The 20,002-nt window shown below is 70.1% G+C and carries 19 protein-coding genes; 6 read left to right on the top strand and 13 right to left on the bottom strand.

Annotated features, from left to right (window positions below):
• Window positions 1-22 precede the first annotated feature (22 nt).
• The 5 genes from ACIBKY_RS17860 to ACIBKY_RS17840 form a co-directional block, all read right to left on the bottom strand.
• Window positions 23-1,057, bottom strand: coding sequence for an ABC transporter ATP-binding protein (locus ACIBKY_RS17860; RefSeq protein ID WP_397098404.1), 1,035 nt, complete (start codon window positions 1,055-1,057; stop codon window positions 23-25).
• 128 nt (window positions 1,058-1,185) lie between these two features.
• Window positions 1,186-1,989, bottom strand: a complete 804-nt coding sequence (locus ACIBKY_RS17855) for an ABC transporter permease (RefSeq protein ID WP_397097753.1) — start codon at window positions 1,987-1,989, stop codon at window positions 1,186-1,188.
• 5 nt (window positions 1,990-1,994) lie between these two features.
• On the bottom strand, window positions 1,995-2,771 hold the full coding sequence (gene modA / locus ACIBKY_RS17850; protein ID WP_397097752.1) for a molybdate ABC transporter substrate-binding protein: 777 nt from the start codon (window positions 2,769-2,771) through the stop codon (window positions 1,995-1,997).
• Between the two features lie 11 nt (window positions 2,772-2,782).
• On the bottom strand, window positions 2,783-3,193 hold the full coding sequence (locus ACIBKY_RS17845) for a molybdopterin-binding protein (RefSeq protein WP_397097751.1): 411 nt from the start codon (window positions 3,191-3,193) through the stop codon (window positions 2,783-2,785).
• Between the two features lie 99 nt (window positions 3,194-3,292).
• Window positions 3,293-4,243, bottom strand: a complete 951-nt coding sequence (locus tag ACIBKY_RS17840; protein ID WP_397097750.1) for a hypothetical protein — start codon at window positions 4,241-4,243, stop codon at window positions 3,293-3,295.
• A 232-nt stretch (window positions 4,244-4,475) separates the two neighbouring features.
• Here ACIBKY_RS17840 and ACIBKY_RS17835 point away from each other — a divergent pair, with 232 nt between their 5' ends.
• A complete protein-coding gene (locus ACIBKY_RS17835; protein WP_397097749.1) occupies window positions 4,476-5,909 on the top strand; it encodes a polysaccharide lyase 6 family protein in 1,434 nt (477 codons plus the stop codon).
• Between the two features lie 4 nt (window positions 5,910-5,913).
• Here the strand turns inward: ACIBKY_RS17835 and ACIBKY_RS17830 are convergent, their stop codons facing one another.
• From ACIBKY_RS17830 to ACIBKY_RS17815, 4 genes are read right to left on the bottom strand one after another with little or no spacing between them, the layout of a single operon-like run.
• On the bottom strand, window positions 5,914-7,146 hold the full coding sequence (locus ACIBKY_RS17830; RefSeq protein WP_397097748.1) for an alpha-L-fucosidase: 1,233 nt from the start codon (window positions 7,144-7,146) through the stop codon (window positions 5,914-5,916).
• Between the two features lie 6 nt (window positions 7,147-7,152).
• Window positions 7,153-8,010, bottom strand: a complete 858-nt coding sequence (locus ACIBKY_RS17825; protein WP_184973813.1) for a carbohydrate ABC transporter permease — start codon at window positions 8,008-8,010, stop codon at window positions 7,153-7,155.
• Window positions 8,007-8,948: a carbohydrate ABC transporter permease gene (locus ACIBKY_RS17820; protein ID WP_397097747.1), complete on the bottom strand. Its 942-nt coding sequence runs from the start codon at window positions 8,946-8,948 to the stop codon at window positions 8,007-8,009. The genes ACIBKY_RS17825 and ACIBKY_RS17820 overlap by 4 nt, the downstream gene beginning before the upstream one ends.
• Window positions 8,945-10,252 (bottom strand): extracellular solute-binding protein, encoded by a 1,308-nt coding sequence (locus ACIBKY_RS17815; protein WP_397097746.1) that lies wholly within the window; start codon window positions 10,250-10,252, stop codon window positions 8,945-8,947. The genes ACIBKY_RS17820 and ACIBKY_RS17815 overlap by 4 nt, the downstream gene beginning before the upstream one ends.
• A 212-nt stretch (window positions 10,253-10,464) precedes the next feature.
• On the opposite strand from ACIBKY_RS17815, the gene ACIBKY_RS17810 reads away from it, so the two are divergent.
• Window positions 10,465-11,466, top strand: a complete 1,002-nt coding sequence (locus ACIBKY_RS17810; RefSeq protein ID WP_397097745.1) for a hydroxyacid dehydrogenase — start codon at window positions 10,465-10,467, stop codon at window positions 11,464-11,466.
• Window positions 11,467-11,565: 99 nt separating this feature from the next.
• Here ACIBKY_RS17810 and ACIBKY_RS17805 read toward each other — a convergent pair whose 3' ends face one another.
• Window positions 11,566-13,833 carry a hypothetical protein gene (locus tag ACIBKY_RS17805; RefSeq protein ID WP_397097744.1) on the bottom strand — a complete coding sequence of 756 codons (2,268 nt, stop codon included), beginning with the start codon at window positions 13,831-13,833 and terminating at the stop codon, window positions 11,566-11,568.
• 184 nt (window positions 13,834-14,017) lie between these two features.
• On the opposite strand from ACIBKY_RS17805, the gene ACIBKY_RS17800 reads away from it, so the two are divergent.
• Window positions 14,018-15,148, top strand: a complete 1,131-nt coding sequence (locus tag ACIBKY_RS17800; protein WP_397097743.1) for a serine hydrolase domain-containing protein — start codon at window positions 14,018-14,020, stop codon at window positions 15,146-15,148.
• A 61-nt stretch (window positions 15,149-15,209) separates the two neighbouring features.
• Here the strand turns inward: ACIBKY_RS17800 and ACIBKY_RS17795 are convergent, their stop codons facing one another.
• Window positions 15,210-17,081: a glycosyl hydrolase family 18 protein gene (locus tag ACIBKY_RS17795; RefSeq protein WP_397097742.1), complete on the bottom strand. Its 1,872-nt coding sequence runs from the start codon at window positions 17,079-17,081 to the stop codon at window positions 15,210-15,212.
• A 195-nt stretch (window positions 17,082-17,276) separates the two neighbouring features.
• A complete protein-coding gene (locus ACIBKY_RS17790) occupies window positions 17,277-17,465 on the bottom strand; it encodes a hypothetical protein (protein ID WP_397097741.1) in 189 nt (62 codons plus the stop codon).
• 119 nt (window positions 17,466-17,584) lie between these two features.
• Between ACIBKY_RS17790 and ACIBKY_RS17785 the strand changes: the two genes are divergently transcribed.
• Window positions 17,585-18,253 carry an HAD family hydrolase gene (locus ACIBKY_RS17785; protein ID WP_397097740.1) on the top strand — a complete coding sequence of 223 codons (669 nt, stop codon included), beginning with the start codon at window positions 17,585-17,587 and terminating at the stop codon, window positions 18,251-18,253.
• A 186-nt stretch (window positions 18,254-18,439) separates the two neighbouring features.
• Here ACIBKY_RS17785 and ACIBKY_RS17780 read toward each other — a convergent pair whose 3' ends face one another.
• The gene (locus tag ACIBKY_RS17780) at window positions 18,440-19,081 is read right to left on the bottom strand and encodes a class I SAM-dependent methyltransferase (protein ID WP_397097739.1); all 642 of its coding nucleotides are present in this window, start codon (window positions 19,079-19,081) and stop codon (window positions 18,440-18,442) included.
• Between the two features lie 113 nt (window positions 19,082-19,194).
• Here ACIBKY_RS17780 and ACIBKY_RS17775 point away from each other — a divergent pair, with 113 nt between their 5' ends.
• Window positions 19,195-19,719, top strand: coding sequence for a TetR/AcrR family transcriptional regulator (locus ACIBKY_RS17775; protein ID WP_397097738.1), 525 nt, complete (start codon window positions 19,195-19,197; stop codon window positions 19,717-19,719).
• 83 nt (window positions 19,720-19,802) lie between these two features.
• Window positions 19,803-19,979, top strand: a complete 177-nt coding sequence (locus ACIBKY_RS17770) for a hypothetical protein (protein WP_397097737.1) — start codon at window positions 19,803-19,805, stop codon at window positions 19,977-19,979.
• Window positions 19,980-20,002 lie beyond the last annotated feature (23 nt).

Below are 20,002 nucleotides of genomic sequence, written 5' to 3'. Positions count from 1 at the left end.
GGGTCCGCGGCGGGTGGGCAGGTCAGGCCGGGTACGCGTGGGTCTCGGTGGCCTTGACCGAAGCCCAGATCCGCTGACCGGGCGACAGGTCGAGTTCGGCCACCGCTGCGGGGGTGATGTCGGCGAACGCCGAGACGGGGCCGCCGAGGTGCACGCGGACGTTGTCGCCGTGCCGTTCGATGCCGTCGATGCGGGCCTGCCACAGGTTGCGCGGGCTGCCGTCCGGCCGGGAGCGGTACAGGGCCACGGCGGCGGGCGGGAAGGCCACGAACGCCGGCCCGTCGAAGTGCTCGCTGGCGTGCAGCAGCAGCAGCTCGCCCACCTCGACCCCCGACTCGGTGGCCACGCCGCGGTACAGGTTGAGCCCGACCAGGCGGGCCACGTAGTCGGTCCGGGGGCGGCGGGCGACCTCGGCGGGGGCGCCCTGCTGCACGATGGCCCCGTCCTCGATCACGATCAGCCGGTCGGCCAGCACCATGGCGTCGAGCGGGTCGTGGGTGACCAGGACGGTGGCGCCGTCGAAGTCGTTGAGGTGGCGGCGCAGCTGCGAGCGGACCTCAAGCCGGGTGTGGGCGTCGAGCGCGGCCAGCGGCTCGTCGAGCAGCAGCAGCTCGGGCCGTACGGCCAGCGCCCGCGCCAGCGCGACCCGCTGCGCCTGCCCGCCGGACAACTGCCGCGGCTTGGCGGCGGCCTTGCCGGTCAGCCCGACCCGCTCCAGCAGGGCGGCGGCCGTACGGCGCGCCTCGGCCTTGGCGACCCCTCGGCAGCGCGGGCCGAACGCGACGTTCTCCAGCGCGGACAGGTGCGGGAAGAGCAGATAGTCCTGGAAGACCATGCCGATCGGGCGGCTCTCGGCGGGCAGGGCGTCCAGGTCCCGGCCGCGCAGGCTGATCCGGCCGCCGGTCATCCGGGTGAGCCCGGCCAGGGCACGCAGCGCGGTGGTCTTGCCCGCCCCGTTGGGCCCGAGCAGCGCCACCACCTCGCCGGGGGCCACGTCGAGCGCGATGTCGAGCGTGAACGCGGGCCGCGTCACCCGCAGCCGGGCACACAGGCCCACCGGCTCCCCACCCGCCGCGTCACGCACACCCACACGCTCCCCATCCGCCGCGTCACGCACACCCGCACGCTCCTCACCCGCCGCGTCATGCACACCCGCACGCTCCTCACCCGCCGCGTCACGCATGCTCATGGGCTGTTCACCCACCGGTCGCGCAGGCTGGCCAGGATGATCACCGAGACCGCGAGCAGCACCAGGCTGAGCACGATCGCCGCCTCCGGTTCGGTCTCCAGCGCCAGGTAGACCGCCAGCGGCATCGTGCGGGTGGTGCCGGGGAAGTTCCCGGCGAACGTGATCGTCGCCCCGAACTCACCCAGGGCCCGAGCCCAGCACAACACCGCCCCCGCCACCACCCCCGGCATGATCATCGGCAGCGTGACCCGCCGGAACACGATCCACCGGGAGGCGCCGAGCGTGGCCGCCGCCTCCTCGAAGCGCTGGTCGGCACCGCGCAGCGCCCCCTCCACACTGATCACCAGGAACGGCATCGCCACGAACGCCTCCGCGATGACCACTCCCGCCGTGGTGAACGGCAGCGTGATCCCGAACGCCGACTCCAGCCACTGCCCGACGAGCCCCCGCCGCCCCAGCACGAGCAGCAGCGCGACGCCGCCGACCACCGGCGGCAGCACCAGCGGTACGGTCACCAGCGCCCGCACCAGCCGCCGCCCGGGAAAGCTCACCCGGGCAAGCAGCCAGGCCAGCGGCACGCCGAGCACCAGGCAGATCAGCGTGGCCACGGAAGCGCACACCACCGACAGCCGCAACGCCTCCAGCACGTGCGGCTCGGCCAGCCGCGGGCCGAGCGTGGACCAGGGCGCGCGGATCAGCAGCCCGGCCAGCGGCAGCACCAGGAACAGCAGGCCGGCGACCGCGGGCACCACCAGCATCCATGGCAGCCGCCCCGCCCGCTCCCGCGTGGAAGAACTCATCGGGGTCAGGGGGCCTCGAAGCCGGCCTTGGTCAGCACGTCCTTGCCCTGCTGCGACAGCACCAGGTCCACGAACCGCTTGGCCAGGTCACCGGCGGGAGCCTTGGTCAATGTGGCGATCGGGTAGTCGTTGATCGCCTTGTCCGCCTCGGGGAAGGCGATTCCGGTCACCTTGCCCTTGGCGGCGAGCACGTCGGTCGTGTAGACCAGCGCCGCGTCCACCTCGCCCAGTTCCACCTTGGTCAGCGTGGCCTTGACGTCCTGCTCCAGGGTGACCGGCGTGACCTTGAGCCCGGCGGCGTCCAGCGCCTTGACCGCGGCGGCCCCGCACGGCACCTGCTCGGCGCACAGCGCCACCTTCACCTTGGCGTCGGTGAGGTCCTTCAGGTCGTCCACCTTGGCCGGGTTGTCGGCCGGGACCGCGATCTGCAGCTTGTTGCGCACGAACGTGGCCGGCGCGCCGGCCAGCGAGGCGTCGGTGACCGTCTTCATCGTGGCCGGGCTCGCGGCGGCGAACACGTCGGCCGGGGCGCCCTGGACGATCTGCTGGGCCAGCGTCGCGCTGGAGCCGAAGTTGAACGTCACCGTCGTGCCCGGATGCGCGGCCTCGAAGGTCTTGCCGAGCTCGGTGAACGTCCCGGTCAGCGAGGCCGCCGCGAACACCGTCAGCTGCTTGACCCCGCCCGCGGGGGAGGCCGGGGCGCTCGTCGCGGCGGGCTGTCCGGAACCGCACCCGGACAACACCGCCAGCGCGATGACCCATGGGGAAAGACGCCTGAACATCGAGGGGCTCCTCACGCGGCACCGGCCACGCGCTCGTGACCGGGGATCTCGACGACGACGTTGGTGGACTTGATCACGGCGACCGCCACCACCCCCACCTCCAGGCCCAGCTCGTCGGCGGCCTGCCGGCTCATCAGCGACACCACACGGAACGGCCCCGCGGCGATCTCCACCTGGGCCATCACCGCGTCGCGGAGCACCTCGGTCACGATGCCGCGGAAACGATTGCGCGCCGAGGAACGCCCACCCTCGACCTCCTCGACCTGGGCGCGGGCGAACGCGGCCAGCTCGGCGCCGTCGACCTGCCGGTGGCCGTGCTCGTCGCGCTCGGCGCCGAGGCGGCCCGCGTCCACCCATCGGCGGATCGTGTCGGAGCTGACCCCGAGCAGCGCGGCGGCTTCACTGATACGAAACGTCGTCACGAACGCCTAGGTTACCCCCTCGCAGATTCGAGCCCGCATATCGGTGGCCCTACGCATCAGCGGACAGGGCTACCGTTTCGTCCTGGCATGCGCGGGAGGTCAGCTCGCCGGCGAGAGCAGGTCGTCGTGCAGCTTGCCGAGCACCTCGTCGAGGGCGGCGGCCACGAAGGAGGCGGCGACCTGCCGGTTGAGGTCGGCGCTCTGGCCGACGAGCTTCTCCGCCACCTGCCCCGACATCTTGGCCGCGATCTTCTGGGGGAAGGTGTTCCATTCGTACACCAGGAAGGCGACGATCAGCGGGATGACGATGAAGCCGACGAGCGCGCCGGCGCCCGCGCCGAACAGCTTGACCAGCAGCATCTTCAGGACCAGCGCGACCCCGATCTTCTTGAGCAGGATGATCAGGACCTTCTGGAACGCCGCGCTGGCCAGCACCGCGCCCACGGCCTTGGCCACCGCGACCTTCACGATGGGCAGCGCGAGCGCCTTGGCCAGCAGGGCGGCGACGGTGGCGCCGAGCGTGGTGTGCATGGCGTGCGTGGCGCTCGCGAGGGCCATGCCGGCCGCCTGCTCGCCGACGGTGGTGTGCGTCGAGAGCGTGATGGAGTCCTTCACCTCCCGCTGCACGTGCGCGGCGAGGTCGCGGAACTCCTCCTCCAGGATGCGGTGGATGGCGGCGTTCTCCACGAGCTGGCGGCCGAGGACCTCCGCCAGGTCCGACATCGTCTCCTCCGACTGGTAGAACTCCGTGGTGGCCGCGACGACGGCGGCCTCGACGACGTCCTCGATCCGGCAGGAGATCGTCGCGCCGCCGGTGCCCTTGACGTAGTGGAAGAGCGACTTGGCGTAGTCGGGGGTGGGGGAGGGGCTCACCGTCCGGGTGTGGCCGCCTTCGGTGACGGTCAGCGTGAGCAGCTCCGAGGTCGTGCGCGCGGTGATCGCGGCGGAAACGCGTGTCTCGATGGCCGACCGTAGCTGGGGGGCGCGCTCGCCGAGCGCGTCGACGAGCGCATTGAGGTCGATCTCCTGCCGCAGAAGGTCCGCGGTCATGCCAGATGGGCTCATGTCACTCACTGTCGGTTCGGGGCGTGGCCGCGGGCCATGACGGCATGGCTGACAGCGCGTCAGCGCGTGCAAACGTCGCGCAAGTCATCGTGTGCCAAGGCTCTTGGAAAACGCTTGCCCGAAGGCTACGGTTCTTCCAGTGCTCCGATGAATTTGAGCATCTCGCCGTCTTTCTGTCAGTTTCTCGGGATATTTCCCTTGATTAGTAGGAGGTTTCATGGCAACCGCACCGCGCCTGCTCGCCGCGGCCGTCCTCGCCTTAGGCCTGGCCCAGAGCCCGGCCGTGGCCGAGTCCGCGTCCGAGGTGCTTGTGGCGAACCCGGCCGAGCTCACCAAGGCCATGGCGGACGCGGCCCCCGGCGACACGATCGTCATGGCCGACGGCACGTGGGAGAACGCCTTCCTCGACCTCAGCGCCGCCACCGCGCCCGGCAGGCCGGTGACGCTGCGGGCCCAGACGCCCGGCAAGGTCGTCCTCACCGGCCGGTCGGGGATCTCGCTGAACAGCCCCGACCTCGTGGTCAGCGGCCTGACCTTCACCGACGGCACCGTGCCCGACGGCAAGGGGTCGGTCATCACGTTCAACAGCGACCGGGGCCGGGTCACCGACACGGCCGTGGTGAACTTCAACCCAGCCGAGCCGCAGACCGCCTACTACTGGGTCTACTTCCGCGGCGGCGCCAACCGGCTCGACCACGTCCTGCTGGAGGGCAAGAACCACCAGGAGCCGGTGGTGGGCAACGACCGGGGGCCGCGGGCCACGTACAACAAGGTCGATCACAGCCGCTTCGCCAACGTCCCCAACATCGGGCGCAACGGCATGGAGGCGCTGCGCATCTGGGGTTACGGGCAGTGGGGCGATCTCGGGACGACGGAGGGGGCGTACTTCACCATCGAGAACAACCTCTTCGAGCACGTCGACGGCGACGACGAGATCATCTCGCTGAAGTCCAACCACAACACCGTGCGCCACAACACGATCAAGCAGTCGAGCGGTGGCCTCGTCCTGCGCTACGGCAACTACAACACGGTCGAGAACAACGTCATCCTGGGCGACCGGTACCCGGCCAGCGAGGGCATCCGGGTCAGCGGCGACCACCACACCGTACGCGGCAACTACGTGGCCGGAGTCTCCGGTTACGGTCTCAAGGTCACCAGTGGCGAGCACATGTTCGACGCGAACAACCAGCTCGACTACCTGACGCCCGGCTTCGTGCCGCAGAAGAACCCGCTCGCCCCCTATGGCTACCTCTTCCACTACGGCCAGGTGACCGACAGCAGGTTCACCGGCAACATGTTCGTCGACAACGCCAAGAGCGACATGCACCTCGGCTGGTTCTACAAGAACCACTGGCCGGGCTACCAGATGGTCCTCCTGCCCACGCGCAACACCTTCACCGGCAACCTCGCCTACCGCCCGGCGGGCGGCGTCTCGGTGCAGACCAGCAAGCAGGACACCGCGCCGCCGCTGGAGAAGTTCGTCTTCGAGCCCAACACCTTCCGCGGCAACCTCGTCGTCGGCGGCACGCTCGACGTCAACGCGCCCAACACCGCCGACGGCATCACGGTCGTGCCCCTCGCGGGGAAGGCCGCCCCGCGGATTCCGCGGAGCGCGAGCACGTCGGACACCGGGCCTGCCTGGCGCGAGTGAGCGGTCAGGCAAGGAAGAGTTCGATCACCGGGACGGCGACCGGGGGACGCTGAACGGGCAGCTGAAGGGTCAAGGTGCCCTCCGGCTGCCCGCCCATCTTGGTGTTCTGCGCGACCTCGCCGGGCTTGGTGACGACCATCCTGATCTCCGAGGCGTCGTCGAGCAGTTGCGCGTAGCGGACCTTGCCCGCCAGCCCCGGCAGGTGGACGTGGCGCAGTGGCCAGCCGAACAGGTGCAGGTAGAGGCGGTCGCCGTTCTGGGTGTAGCGGCAGTCGGCCGGCGGGGTGAACGACGCCGGCCCGCAGCCGCGGATCGAGCGCTCGTGCCGGTCCATCCAGGCGCTGATCTCGGCCAGGACGGCCAGCGCCCTGGGGTCGATCTCGCCCCTGCCGGTCGGGCCCACGTTGAGCAGCAGGTTGCCGCCCTTGGCGACGCCGTCGACCAGCATGCGGATGAGCAGGTCCGGGCTCTTGTAGTCGAGGTTGTCGCGGTCGTAGCCCCAGCTGCCGTTGAGCGTCTGGCAGGCCTCCCACACCTCGGCGAGCGGGCCGGAGGGCTGGTACTGCTCGGGCGTGACGAAGTCGCCCGGCAGGCCGGTGCGGTCGTTGACCAGGATGCCGGGCTGCAGCTCGCGGACCATCTCCAGCAGTGCGGCCGAGCCCCAGTCCTCGGCGCCCTTGCCGCCCCACCACTCGCTCCTGCCGGCGTAGGAGAAGTCGAAGAACAGGTAGTCGATCTTCCCGTAGCGGGTGAGCAGCTCGCGGACCTGCCCGTGCAGGTAGCGCCGGTACTCGGCGATGTCGCCGCCGCCCTCGCCGTCCACCTCGTCCCGGCGGGGGTGGGTGCCGTCGACGGGGAAGGACGGGTGGTGCCAGTCGATCAGCGAGTGGTAGAAGCCGACCTTCAGCCCCTCGGCTCTGCAAGCCTCGGCGAAGGGCCCCACCAGGTCCTTCCCGTACGGCGTGCGGGTCGCCTTGTAGTCGGTCAGATCGCTGTCCCACAGGCAGAACCCGTCGTGGTGCTTGGTCGTCAGCACCACGTAGCGCATCCCGGCGGCCTTGGCCGCGCGGGCCCAGCCGGCCGGGTCGTAGCGGTCGGGGGAGAAGTGGTCGAAGTAGACCTGGTACTGCTCGTCGGTCATCTTCTCCCGGGTCTTGACCCACTCGTGCCGGGCCGGCAGGGCGTACAGGCCCCAGTGGACGAACATCCCGAATCTGTCATGGGTGAACCACGTCATGAAAAATCATCCCTTGAGGGCGCCGGAGGACAGGCCATGGACGAACGAACGCTGGAAGAACAGGAACACGATCACCGAAGGCAGCAGGGCCAGCAGTGAGGCGGCCATGACCACGCCCGGCGTCACGATCGGGTCGATGCGCAGGGTCCGCAGCGCCAGCGGCAGCGTGTAGGACGAGGAGTCCTGCGCCACGAGCAGCGGCAGCAGGTACTGGTCCCAGATCATGGTGAAGCCGAACACGCCGATGACCCCGAGCGCGGGCTTGCACATCGGCAGGATGATCTGCGCGAAGATCCGCAGCTCGCCCGCCCCGTCGATCCGCGCCGCCTCCTCCAGCTCGCGCGGCACGTCCTTCATGAACTCGGTCATCACCAGGATGGAGAACGCCCAGGCGCCGAGCGGCACGATCATGCCGGCCAGCGTCCCGATGAGGTTCACGTGGATCACCGGCACGTCGGCCAGGATGATCGACAGCGGGATGGCCAGGATCTCCTCGGGCAGCATGAGCGTCGCGAGAATGGCCACGAACACCAGCGACATGAACCGGAACCGCTTGCGCGCCAGCGCGTACGAGGCCAGCACCGAGACCGTCACCTGGAGCAGCAGCCCGAAGCCCACGACGAGGAAGGAGTTGAGCAGATACTTCAGCACGCCCTGATCGACGGCGACCGTGAAGTTGTCCAGCGTGGGGCTGGTCGGCACCAGGCTCAGCTGGGTCGGGTCGGAGACGTGGTTGAAGGCGCTGACCAGCAGGGCCAGCAGCGGCCCCGCGAACACGACCAGCACCAGCGAATAGATCACCAGCTTCGTCGCGCGGCCCGCGGGGGTCGCGTTCTCCTTGAGACCGAGAGCCGTCTCGCTCATCGGTTCTCCTTCCTTCTGAGCAGGTAGACGAAGACCGTCAGCACGAGTGTCGCGACGAACAGCAGAACCGCCCCCGCCGCGCCGACGCCCAGCCGGTTCTGCTCCAGGCCGAGCTTGTAGATGAGGGTCATGACCACCTCGGTGGAGCCGTTCGGCCCGCCGTTCGTCAGCAGGAACACCTCGGTGAAGACCCGCAGCCCGCGGATGGCGGCCAGCACGAACAGGATCGTGAAGACCGAGCGCAGGCCGGGCAGTGTGACATGCAGGATCCGCCGCCACCGGGAGGCGCCGTCGACGGTGGCGGCCTCGTAGAGGTCCCGGTTGACGCCGGCCAGGCCCGCCATGAAGATCATCATGTCGTACGGCGCGCCGCGCCAGATCCCGGTCATGATCACCGAAGCCATGGAGGCGTCCGGGTCGTTGATGAACCCGGACGGCCCGAGCCCGGCCAGCCCGATGATCGAGTTGATCATGCCGTCGGCCGTCGGGTGGTACATGATCCGCCAGAGCTCGGCGACCACCGCCATCGGCACCACGACCGGCAGGAACGCGGCGGACCTGATGAAGCCGAGCTTGCGGCTCTGCCCCTCCATCAGCAGCGCCAGCGCGAACCCGAGCGCCATCGAGCCGGCCGTCTGCCCCACGGCCAGCACGATCGTGTGCCACGCCGCCCGATGGAAACCCTCCGAGGCGAGCATCGTGGCGTAGTTGCCGGTCCCGACCCACTTGTTGCCGAGGAACGGCTGGACGTCCTGGAAGGACATGACCAGCGCGTTGCCCATCGGGATGAACTTGAAGAGCGCGAACAGGATGATCGCCGGGGCCAGGAACAGCCACGGGATCCACCAGCGGCCGTCCCGCCCCCCGTTCTTGGAACGGGGAGCGGGGGCGCCGGTCGTCGCTCGCGCGGCGACGGGACTCAGTTGCTCGACGCTCATGAGGCGGCGATGCCCTGTTCGGTGAGGATGGCGGCGAGCTTGGTGTCGAGCTTGCCGAGTTCGGCCTTGAGGTCGAGTGAACAGTCCGCCACGAGCGCGTTGACGGTCTCGGCCGACGCCTGGCGCACCGGGGTCCAGTTCGGCAGCGACGGCGCGTACCGGCCGGAGGTCTGGTAGGCCTCGGCGAAGGTCTTCCAGCGCGGGTCGGGCCGCACCTGGGCGATGTCGACGGTGGTGTTGACGGGCAACTGCACGATGTACGCCGCTTCGCCCTCCATGCCGATCTTCTGGCCCTCGGCCGAGATGGCGAAGGCGGCGAAGGCGTCCTGCGCGGCCTGGTTGGGCGAGCCGGCCATCAGGTAGACCGCGCCGCCCTCGGCCAGCACCTCGGCGCTCTTGGCGCCCTTGGGCATGGCCATGACCTCGTACTTGTCCTTGCCCAGTGCCTTGTCGAAGCGGGGCAGCAGGTAGGGGCCGACGACGTAGAGACCGGCCTTGCCCGCCTCGAACGTCTCGTTCGTCGGCGGCGTGTCCATCGTGACCGCGCCCGGCTGGATCACCTTGTCCTTGCAGCCCAGGTCGCGGAACCACTGCATCGCGGCGACCGACTCGGCGGTGGACATGGCCGGCTTGTACTTGCCGCCGCCCGCGTCGGCCACGAAGTCGCCGCCCGCGGCCCAGAGGAAGTTCGAGAAGTACCAGGACGCGTACCCGCGCTTGGTCGACAGCGGCGCCGCCAGCCCGTAGGTGTCGGCCTCGCCGTTGCCGTCGGGGTCCTTCTCGGTGAACGCCTTGGCCATCGCCGCCAGGTCCGCCCAGCTCTGCGGCGGCTTCAGGCCCAGCTTCTCGCGCCAGTCCTTGCGGATGAGCAGCGCGGTGGCCTGCGCCGAGTACGGCAGGCCGTACTGCTTGCCGTCCACGGCCTTGCCCGCGGCCAGGGCACGCTCGCTGACGTCCTTGGCACTGGCGACCTTGGACAGGTCGATCTCGCGCAGCAGGCCCTGGCTCTGCATCGTTCCCAGTTGGGCGACGTCGTTCATGACGATGTCCGGCAGGTCCTTCTGGGCGGCGCGCTGCTGCATCTTCGTCTCGAAGTCGTCGAAGATGGCCGTCACCTTGACCTTGTGGCCCGTGGCCTTCTCGAACGCCGCGGCCAGCTTGATCGTGCCCTGCTCGCCCGGTCCGCCGGGCGTGGTCCTGGTCCAGAGCTCCAGGGGCGCCGAGGCGTCCTGTTCGACGTCGCCTCCCGCCGGACCGGAGCCGCACCCGGTCAGCACCAGCGCGGCGGCGAGGAGACAACTCACCCTGTATTTGGCATGTGTCCGCATATGTGAACGGCTCCCAGTCTCTTGGATAACGCTTTCCGAGAAGCTAGCGTTGCCCCATTGGCACGGTCAATGGTCCGATGACTCCCTGCCGAAATCGATGCGTAACAAGCCGCTCGCCGAGGCGGCGAAGGCCGCCTGCCGGCGCGCCCGCCACTGACCCGATGACTCTTGATGACTCTGGAGCGTTCATGTCCGAGCTTGATCCCCGGCCCACCGCCCTGCTCGTCATGGAGGAACGGCGGCGCGGTGACGTCTACCCGCCCGAGGTCCTGCGCGACCTGGACGAACTGGTCAGATGGAGTGCGCCACCGCGCACCCGGGAGCACCTGGCCCAGGACCCGGACGTCCTGGCGGACGTGGAGATCCTGCTGACCGGATGGGGTCCGCCCCGGCTCGACGCGACGCTGCTGAGCCGGGCACCCAAACTGCGCGCGGTGCTGGTCGCCGCCGGCTCGGTACGGCCGCTGACCACCCCGGAGTTCTGGGCCCGCGAGATCCCGATCGTCTCCGCCGCCTCCGCCAACGCGATCCCGGTGGCCGAGTTCGCGCTGGCCCAGATCCTGCTGGCGCTGAAGCAGGCCCACCGGATCGCCCGCGAGATCCGGGCCGGCCGCCGCTACCCGCACGACCCGCCCGTCGCCGGCGGGTACCGCTCCCGCGTCGGCCTGTTCGGCCTCGGCGCGATCGGCCGCCTCGTCGCCGCCCACCTGCGGAACTTCGACGTGCACGTGCTGGCCTGCGACCCCGTGGCCGACCCCGCCGGGCTGGGCGTGCGCCTGGTGGAGCTGCCCGAGCTCTTCGCCACCTGCTCGGTCGTCAGCCTGCACGCGCCGCTGCTGCCCGAGACGGAAGGCCTGGTCAACGGCGAGCTGCTCGATCTCCTTGAGCCCGGCGGCACCCTGATCAACACCGCCCGCGGAGCGCTGGTGGACGAGCCTTCCCTCGTGGACGTCCTGCGCCGCAGGACCGACCTCACCGCGGTCCTCGACGTCACCTGGCCGGAACCGCCGGCTCCGGACTCGCCGCTGTTCACCCTGCCCAACGTCGTCCTGACCGCGCACGTGGCGGGGGCCCTGGGCGGCGAGCGGGCGCGCATGGGGGAACTGGTCGTGGACGAGCTGCGCCGCCTGGTCGCGGGGGAGGCTTTGCGGCATGCCGTACCGGCTGAGCGGGCGCACATCATGGCGTGACAGCCGGGGAGCGAGCGCGCGTCCGTGGCGTGACGGTGGCGCGGGCCGCCGGCGTCTTCACGACGCCGGCGACCCGCGAGGGGATCCACGCGAGGGGATCTAGGAGTGGGCCAGCGTGTACAGCCGGTTGTGCTCGTCCCAGCGGGCAGTGCTGATGACCTTGGTCGCGTCCGGCACGCTGCCGCTGCGCAGGTTCCTGGCCAGCGCGTTGAGGCGGCTGGCCGAGGCGGTGACGGCTTCGCGCAGGGCCGTCGGGCTGCCCCAGTGGGTCTCGCCCTCCTTCAGGCTCTTGCGCAGGCCGGTGGCGATCGCGGACAGGCGGGTGCCGTACGACCGGGCGCGCAGTCTGGCCAGGTCCTCCGCCACCAGGGACACCGTGTCCGCCAGCGCCTTCGCGTCGTAGGTCTCCTTCCGCCCCGCGTCGGCCTTCTCGCCGTGGCCGCCCCGGTCGCCGGTGTCCACGGTGGCGAAGGGGAGCAGGTTGCGGAAGTTCAGGTAGGCGGTGGCTGCCTCACCGGCCGTGGCCGCGGTCAGCGCCTCCAGCGCCGCGTCGAACAGCTCGTCGAGCTGGCCGCCCTCCAGCTGGATGATCGGCAGCAGCCGGTCCAGCTTCATGACCTCCGACGTGAGGTCGTCGGTGACGAGCTGGCGTACCGTCGCCATGGCGCGGTCCTCGTTCGCAGCCCCGACGAGCTGGCGTGACAGGGCGGCGCACTGGACCACCCAGGCGGTCGTGTGGCAGCCCATCCCGGTGACCCCGGGAGGCGCGGGCGCGCGGCCGTTGACGACCAGCGGCTGACCGGCGGTGAAGGTCACCACGAGCGGGTCGTTGGCCGCGTCGTCCACCCAGGCGTTGGAGCCGGTGGCGTCCGGCAGGGCGGACATCCTGGTCCAGGCCGCGGCGATCCGGGTCAGCAGTTTCGTGATCGCCTCCTGGCCGAGGTCGGCCCCGGGGAACAGGCGGCGCAGCTCGGCGGTGAGCTTGGCCTTGGCCGCCTCGGCGGCGGAGGCGCCGAAGAAGCCCGAGTAGGTGACACTGCGCGGGTACGCGGTGGCGACCAGGCTCTGATGTTCGTGGACCAGCGTCGGAATGATCGCCTCGACCCGGGCGGCGGCGTCCTTGGCCAGGGCCTCGATGGCCTGGACCGAGAGCAGGGCCCGGCTGAGGGAGGTGCCGACGTGCCGGCCCTCGCCGTCGCGCAGCTCGCGCAGCCGTTGCTTGCCGGTGCCCGGAGACAGGCCGACGACGCTGCGGGCCGCCGTCTTGATGGCCTTGGCGGCGTGGAAGAGCTCCTGGTCGTCGGTGGGCCTGGCGTACCTCTGCGCGATCGTCTCGGCCATGGTCTCGACGTCGGTGGGGGTCATGGCGATCGAGCCGATGCCGCTGACCAGCTTCTCCAGGTTCTCGGCCAGAATCGCGAGCTCCTTGTAGCTGGCGCGCGGGACCTTGGCCGCCTCGGGGTCGAGCAGGAAGATGATCCCCGACTCGCGCAGGGCCGCGTCGTAGGAGAACATCCGCCACAGCGCCTCCTTGACCTGGTCGGCGGTATAGGGCGGGTCCGGGTCCTTCGGCGGCTGCGGCTTGGGCTGCGCGGGCCGGCCGGGCTGCTCCGTGTCCATCTGCTCGGCGGCCAGCTTCGCCTCTTCCTGGCGCTGCGCTGCCAGGCGGTCGATGAACAGGGAGTGGCGCTCGTGGGCGATGAGCATGTTCCGGTAGCGGCCCTCACCCGATCCGATCGAGCCGCGGGCCGAGGGGTTGAAGACGGTGGCGTACGGGAGGTAGTTCACGTAGGCCAGATGGTGGGCGACGGCCACGCCCAGCGTGTCGGCGGCGCGGGCGCGCTTCTCGTCCGCGGTCTCCATCGAGCCGTCCGCCTTCTTCCGCGGGCCCTCGGCCAATATCCTGCGCGCCAGATCCAGGCCGGTCACCGTGCGATGGGCGGCGTCCTCCAGCCTGGGCGCCCGCTCCTCGTGGTCCTCCAGCCACAGGAAGAGCTTCATCTGGGTGGAGTCGAGCCTGGACATCCAGGCGGTCGCCTCGTCGTGCAGGGCCTGGACCTTGTTGATGGCCTCGGTCAGGGTCAGGTTGTGCAGGACCGCCTTGAGCGCGTCGAGGTGGACCTGCCAGGCGATGGTGTGGTCGCCCATGCGCGCGCCGAAGGGGGAGGGGGTGCGGGGACGGGGGCTGATGACCACGCGCCGGATGATGTCGCTGCCCGGGTTCGGCAGGATGGCGGGTCGCAGGTAGACGGTGGCGCCTTTGGGCAGGTTGGGGTGGGACTGGGCAACCAGGGGAATCGGTCCTTCCACCGGTGTGGTGTCGGTCTCGCCCGCGGTCGGATCCTGGTCTAACTTGAGACGCTTCATTGCGCTCCGTCCCTGTTCGGCGCTGATATGAACTCCCTCTTTTCCCGCGGAAGTCGTGGTCGCGGCTAGTTGCCATGTCGTCACATTTCCGGATCGGAGGGCGTTTACGCTGGTAGGCAGGGTGAAGCAAGGTGAAGGCAGGATGAAGGCTCCGGGGGGAGGCTCATTCATGAGGTGTTCACGAATGCGCGTGCTGGTGGCCCTGGCCGGGCTGCTGGCCCTGTACACGCCTGCCGGGGCCACGGCCGCGGTGCGGGAGTTTCCGGAGCTGACCCCGGCGGTGGCCGCCCGCCTGGACTCCGTCGTACGGAAGACCATGCGCGAAGCGGGCGTGCCCGGTGTCGTCGTCGGCCTGTCGGCGCCGGGCAAGGGCTCGTACGTGCGGGCCTTCGGCGTCGCCGACAAGGCGACCGGCGCCGCGATGACGCCCGGCGTGTACTCGCGGATCGGCAGCGTCACCAAGACGTTCACCGTGACCGCGCTGCTCCAGCTCGTCGACCGGGGCAAGGCCGGCCTGGACGACCCGATCGCCACCTACGTCGAGGGCGTCCCGAACGGCGAGCGCATCACGCTGCGCCAGCTCGCGGGCATGCGCAGCGGGCTGTTCAACTACAGCGAGGACGAGGAGTTCTTCAAGGCGCTCACCGGCGATCCCACGCGCTCCTTCACGCCGCAGGAGCTCCTGGCCTTCTCCTTCAGGCATCCCGTGCTGTTCGAGCCGGGCGCCGAGTTCTCCTACTGCAACACCAACCTCATCCTGCTGGGGCTGGTCGTGGAGAAGCTCGGCGGGCAGCCGCTGCACGAGTTCGTCAGCACCAACATCCTGAAGCCCGAGGGACTGAACCGGACACTCTTCCCGACCGATGCCGCCTTCCCGAGCCCGCACCCCCACGGCTACACCAACCAGACCGCATTGGGCGCGGTCGAGGACGCCACCGGCTGGAACCCCTCCTGGGGCTGGGCCGCGGGCGCGATGATCTCGGACCTGGAGGACCAGCGGAAGTGGGCGAGGATCCTGGCCACCGGCACGCTGCTGACGCCGCGTACGCAGGCCGAGCGCCTCAAGACGGGAACGACGCAGATCTCCGGCACGGGCTACGGGCTCGGCATCTTCAACGTGGAGGGCTGGATCGGGCACAACGGCTCGCTGCCCGGCTACCAGGCGTTGACGATCTACCTGCCCGTCTATCAGGCGACCCTGGTCATGCTGCTCAACACCGACATCTCGTACGAGGGCCAGGAACCCAGCACGGTCCTCGGCCGGGCGGTCACCGGCGTCGTCACCCCTGACCACGTCTACCAGCTGGGCGGCTGAGCACCCCGGGCAAGACGAGAGGGCCGGCCCCTTTCGGGACCGGCCCTCAACGGTCAGACGGTCAGCCGAGACCGTTCTTGAGCGCGGTGATCAGTTCACCGTTGCTGGTGTCGCCGCTGAGCTCCCAGAAGAACGCGCCGCCGAGGCCCTGGTTCTTCGAGTAGGTCATCTTGCCGCCGATGGTGGCCGGGGTGTCGTAGCTCCACCACTGGTTGCCGCAGAAGGCGTAGGCCGTGCCCGCGACGGTGCCGGTGGAGGGACAGCGGGTCTTGAGCACCTTGTAGTCCTCGTTGCCCGGCTCGTAGGTGCCCGGCGCCGGACCTGTGGCGGTTCCGCCAGGTGTGGCCTGGGTGACGCCGGTCCAGCCTCGGCCGTAGAAGCCGATGCCGAGGAGCAGCTTGCTCGCCGGGATGTTCTTGCTCTTCAGCTTCTGGATGGCGTTGTCGGAGTAGAAGCCCGCGATCGGGATTCCGGTGTAGGAGGTGAGCGGTGAGTGCGGAGCCGTCGGGCCCTGCGCCGCCCAGGCGCCGAAGAAGTCGTAGGTCATGACGTTGTACCAGTCGACGTACTGCGCGGCGCCGCCGTAGTCGGCCGCGTCGATCTTGCCGCCGTTGGTGCCGTCGGCGGTGATGGCCGCGGTGACCAGGTTGTTCGGGCCGAAGCGGGCGCGTACGGCCTGCATCACGTTCTTGAAGGACGCGAAGCCGCTGGTGTCACAGGTCAGGCCGCAGGCGTTGGGGTACTCCCAGTCGATGTCGATGCCGTCGAAGACGTCGGCCCAGCGGGGGTCCTCGACCATCTGGTAGCAGGACTCGGCGAAGGCGGTGGGGTTGGCCGCGGCCTGGGTGAATCCGCCGGACCAGGTCCAGCCGCCGATGGAGAAGAGGATCTTGAGGTTCGGGTACTTCTTCTTCAGCTTGCGCAGCTGGTTGAAGTTACCGCGCAGCGGCTGGTCCCAGGTGTCGGCGACGCCGTCGACGCTCTCGGCCGCCGAGTAGGACTTCTCGTAGTCGGCGAAGGAGTCGCCGATGGTGCAGCGGCCGCCCGTGGTGTTGGCGAAGGCGTAGTTGATGTGGGTCATCTTGGCGGCCGAGCCGCTGGTGTCGATGTTCTTGACGTGGTACCCGCGCTGGTAGACGCCCCACTGGACGAAGTAGCCGAGCACCTTGTTGCCGCCGCCGCCGGGCCCGCCGGTGGTGGTGGCCGTGACCTCGGCGCTGTTGGCCGAGCGGTTGCCCGCCGCGTCGCGGGCGCGGACGGTGTAGGTGTAGGCGGTGTTCGAGCTGAGTCCGGCGTCGGTGTGGGTGGTTCCGGTCACGGTGGTGACCAGGGTGCCGCCCCGGTAGATCTCGTAGCCGGTGACGCCGACGTTGTCGGTCGAGGCGTTCCAGGCGAGGGAGACGCTGTTGGAGGTGACGCCGGTGGAGCGGAGGTTGCCCGGCACCGTGGGCGCCTGGTTGTCACCGCCGCCGCCGGAGGTGGTGGCCGTGACCGCGGCGCTGTCAGCCGAGCGGTTGCCCGCCGCGTCACGGGCCCGGATGGTGTAGGTGTAGCTGGTGCTGGCGGTGAGGCCGCTGTCGGTGTGGGTGGTTCCGGTCACGGTGGTGACCAGGGTGCCGCCCCGGTAGATCTCGTAGCCGGTGACGCCGACGTTGTCGGTCGAGGCGTTCCAGGCGAGGGAGACGCTGCTGGCGGTGACGCCGGTCGAGCGGGCGTTGCCGGGAACGCTGGGCGCCTGCGTGTCGGTGCCGCCGCCGCCGGTGGTCTTCCACAGGGCCGCGACGTTGGGCGGCTCCCAGCCGGGCTGGGAGGTGTGGCTCTGCCGGCATTCGTACTCGACGCCGTTGTAGGTGACCCGGGTGCCCGCGGTGTACGCGGTCCACGGGGCCCAGTCGGCGAAGGCGACCTGGGTGCTGCTGGCACTGAAGGCCATGGGCGGGGCGACCACCGCTGCGCCGAGTGGCAAGAGTAAGGCCGCCAGGACTGCGAGTGTCTTGCGATGCTTCATAGTGCTCCGACATCCGGTGCTTGGGGGGTGGGATGAAGAGAGGCTCAGAAACTCTTAGGAAAGTTTCCTTTTAATTACATGCGACGTTAACCCTTGCCCGCCAGGTCGTCAATATCTGGATCAAAAGGCGCCGCCCTCGACGAGGATCGGCAGGCCGATGCCGATCAGGACGACCGGCAGCACGACGTGCTCCCGGCGGCCGGGCTTCCCGGCGATCAGCTGCCAGGTGGCGACGAAGCGGCAAGGTGGCGACGAAGCGGCCAGGGAGTGGGGAAGCGGCCGGGGAGTGGGGAAGCTGCCAGGTGGCAACGAAGCGGCCAGGTGGCGAGGAAACGGCCAGGTGGCGAGGAAACGGCCGGGAGTGGGGAAGCGGCCGGAGCTAAGCAGCGGCCCGCGAGGTCATTGCGCGGCTTCCGTATCCTTACGAGGTGATCCGCGCCGTGGTGATTGATGTGGACGACACGCTCTGCCTCACCGAGGCGGCGTGCTTCGAGCTCGAGAACGAGGTCCTGGCGTGTATCGGCCGTGAGCCGATGTCCCGGGACGCGCACCTGGCCACGTGGGGGCAGCCGCTGCTGGAGGCGATGCCGCTGCGCTCGCCCGGCATCGACGTCGAGGCCTTCACCGCCGCGTACCCGGCCGTGCTCCGGCGGTACGTGGCGACCGGGCGGCTGGACGTCGTGGCGCAGGAGAACCTCCAGGCGCTCGACGCGCTCGCCGCCGCGGGCCGCAGCCTCATGCTGCTGACCTCACGCACGGAAGCCGAGGTCGAGCACCTGCTGGCCCCGGACCACGCGCTGACGGGCCGCCTCGCCGCCGTCTACCACGCGGGCAACATGCGCTACGGCAAGCCCGACGCCCGCGCCTTCGACGAACTCCTCGCCGCCACCGGGCTCGACCCCCACCACTGCCTGTACGTCGGCGACTCACCCGGCGACGCCCATGCCGCCAACGGTGCCGGCCTGCGCTTCATCGCCTGCATGCAGAGCGGCGTCAGACGACGCGCCGACTTCGCCGCCCATCGTGTCGACGCGTTCATCGACACCTTCCCCCAAATGGTCGAGGCCGTGGCCCGCCTGGAGAGCGCGCCGTCATGAACGTCGTGACCGTGGCATGCCTGGAGGGCGCGCGGTGGCGAACGTCGTGACCGTGGCCCACCTGGAGGGCGCGCGGCCGTGAACGTCGTGACCGTGGCCCACCTGGAGGGCGCGCGGCCGTGAACGTCGTGACCGTGGCCCACCTGGAGGGTGGCAAGGAGCGGCGCACCGTCCCGACCCGGATTGTTATCGCGGGCGCACCGCGGTGACGTAGTAGATCATCGGGTTGAGCTCGCCCTCCCCCTCGACCAGGAACCCCGCGCCGGGGATCAGATCGCCGAGGAGTTCGCGCGGACTGTGGCGCATGGCGGGACCGGTGAGCGACCGCACGAGCCGCCCGGCCAGCCGGCCGGTCGGCGGGCGGAACTCGGCGATGAGCAGCCGGCCGCCGGGGCGCAGCACCCGGAACATCTCCCGTACGGCGGCGCCGCGCAGGTCGGCCGGGATGTGGTGGACCGCGAGCGTGGACATGACCACGTCGAACGAGGCGTCGGGCAGGGCCAGCGCCTGGGCCTCGCCCACCAGGTAGGTGCAGTTGCGCGGGGCGCGCGAGCGGGCGTGCTCCACCATGGGCGGCGAGGGGTCCACGCCGGTGACCTCGGCCGCGATCGGGGCGACGATCCTGGTCAGGTAGCCGGTGCCGCAGCCCACGTCGAGGAGCCGGTCGCCGGTCCGCACTCCGGACCTGGTGGCCAGGCGGGTGAAGACCTCGCGGCGCCTGCCCAGGAATCCGAGGGTGGCGCCCATGCCGTAGGCGCGGGGGTGGTCGATCGTGCCGCCGTGGTCGGCGTGCTCTTCGTGCCGGTGCAGAAGCTTGCCCAAGCCCATGATCGCCTCCGATGTCGAACAGGGTGTTCTGTAGTGAATAGTCTGTCTGTCGGTGTCGCCGGGGCAACAAACAGTTCTGCCCGGCTGTGCCGTACTGAACACAAGGAGGGACATTGGACCGGCGGGTACGGCGCACGCGGCAGGCCGTCCAGGGGGCGCTGGTGGAGCTGACGCTGGAGAAGGGATACGACGCGGTCACGGTCACCGACATCATCGACCGGGCCGACGTGGGCCGATCCACGTTCTACGCGCACTTCACCGACAAGCAGGACGTGCTGTTCAGCAATCTGGAGGCGTTGACCTTCCTGCGTGCCGAGCCGGGCGCGGACGGGCCGTTGTTCGCCTTCAGCCTGCCGATGTTCGAGCACGTGCACGAGCAGCGGCGGCTGGTGAAGGCGCTGCTCGGTAGGCGTGGCGGCGGGGTGGTGGTGGCGCGGGGCGAGCGGATGCTGGGCCGGATGATCCGCGCGGAGCTGGAGGCCAGGAAGGGCGAGGTGTCCGAGCTGGTGGTGAGCTGTGTGGCGGGGGCGTTCATGACGTTGCTGCGCAGGTGGGTGGATGAGGAGATCGCCGCCACGCCCGCCGAGCTCGACGCCGCCTTCCGTGCCACGGTCCTGCCGGGGGTGGAGGCCCTGTGATGTCCCCTTCCCCCCTGCACTACCACCGGCACGGCAGGCTACGGCACTCTCCCGGCCGGAGGGAGCTTTCTAGACTGTCCGGCATGAACGACCCCCGCCGTGCGCTCCTGTGGATCGGCTTCCTCGTGTTCGCGGTCATCAACACCATCGCCAACACCATGGGCGGCATGGGCCAGGTCGTCGGCCTGATCGCCGGAGTCGTCTGCCTCGGCTTCATCGCGGCCCTGATCATCCACCACTACACCGGGCGCCGGCCATGACCCCGGCCGGCGCTTCCTCTTGA

Source organism: Nonomuraea sp. NPDC050394, assembly GCF_044459065.1.
Classification (GTDB): Bacteria; Actinomycetota; Actinomycetes; order Streptosporangiales; family Streptosporangiaceae; genus Nonomuraea.
This window is presented reverse-complemented; position numbering and strand designations above follow the sequence as displayed.

What these genes read in the sequence shown, in the direction of transcription:
- ACIBKY_RS17855 (WP_397097753.1), bottom strand. Translation starts at nt 1,989, where the DNA reads ATGAGTTCTTCCACGCGGGAGCGGGCGGGGCGGCTGCCATGGATGCTG.
- modA (WP_397097752.1), bottom strand. Translation starts at nt 2,771, where the DNA reads ATGTTCAGGCGTCTTTCCCCATGGGTCATCGCGCTGGCGGTGTTGTCC.
- ACIBKY_RS17840 (WP_397097750.1), bottom strand. Translation starts at nt 4,243, where the DNA reads ATGACCGCGGACCTTCTGCGGCAGGAGATCGACCTCAATGCGCTCGTC.
- ACIBKY_RS17835 (WP_397097749.1), top strand. Translation starts at nt 4,476, where the DNA reads ATGGCAACCGCACCGCGCCTGCTCGCCGCGGCCGTCCTCGCCTTAGGC.
- ACIBKY_RS17830 (WP_397097748.1), bottom strand. Translation starts at nt 7,146, where the DNA reads ATGACGTGGTTCACCCATGACAGATTCGGGATGTTCGTCCACTGGGGC.
- ACIBKY_RS17825 (WP_184973813.1), bottom strand. Translation starts at nt 8,010, where the DNA reads ATGAGCGAGACGGCTCTCGGTCTCAAGGAGAACGCGACCCCCGCGGGC.
- ACIBKY_RS17820 (WP_397097747.1), bottom strand. Translation starts at nt 8,948, where the DNA reads ATGAGCGTCGAGCAACTGAGTCCCGTCGCCGCGCGAGCGACGACCGGC.
- ACIBKY_RS17810 (WP_397097745.1), top strand. Translation starts at nt 10,465, where the DNA reads ATGTCCGAGCTTGATCCCCGGCCCACCGCCCTGCTCGTCATGGAGGAA.
- ACIBKY_RS17805 (WP_397097744.1), bottom strand. Translation starts at nt 13,833, where the DNA reads ATGAAGCGTCTCAAGTTAGACCAGGATCCGACCGCGGGCGAGACCGAC.
- ACIBKY_RS17800 (WP_397097743.1), top strand. Translation starts at nt 14,018, where the DNA reads ATGCGCGTGCTGGTGGCCCTGGCCGGGCTGCTGGCCCTGTACACGCCT.
- ACIBKY_RS17795 (WP_397097742.1), bottom strand. Translation starts at nt 17,081, where the DNA reads ATGGCCTTCAGTGCCAGCAGCACCCAGGTCGCCTTCGCCGACTGGGCC.
- ACIBKY_RS17780 (WP_397097739.1), bottom strand. Translation starts at nt 19,081, where the DNA reads ATGGGCTTGGGCAAGCTTCTGCACCGGCACGAAGAGCACGCCGACCAC.
- ACIBKY_RS17770 (WP_397097737.1), top strand. Translation starts at nt 19,803, where the DNA reads ATGAACGACCCCCGCCGTGCGCTCCTGTGGATCGGCTTCCTCGTGTTC.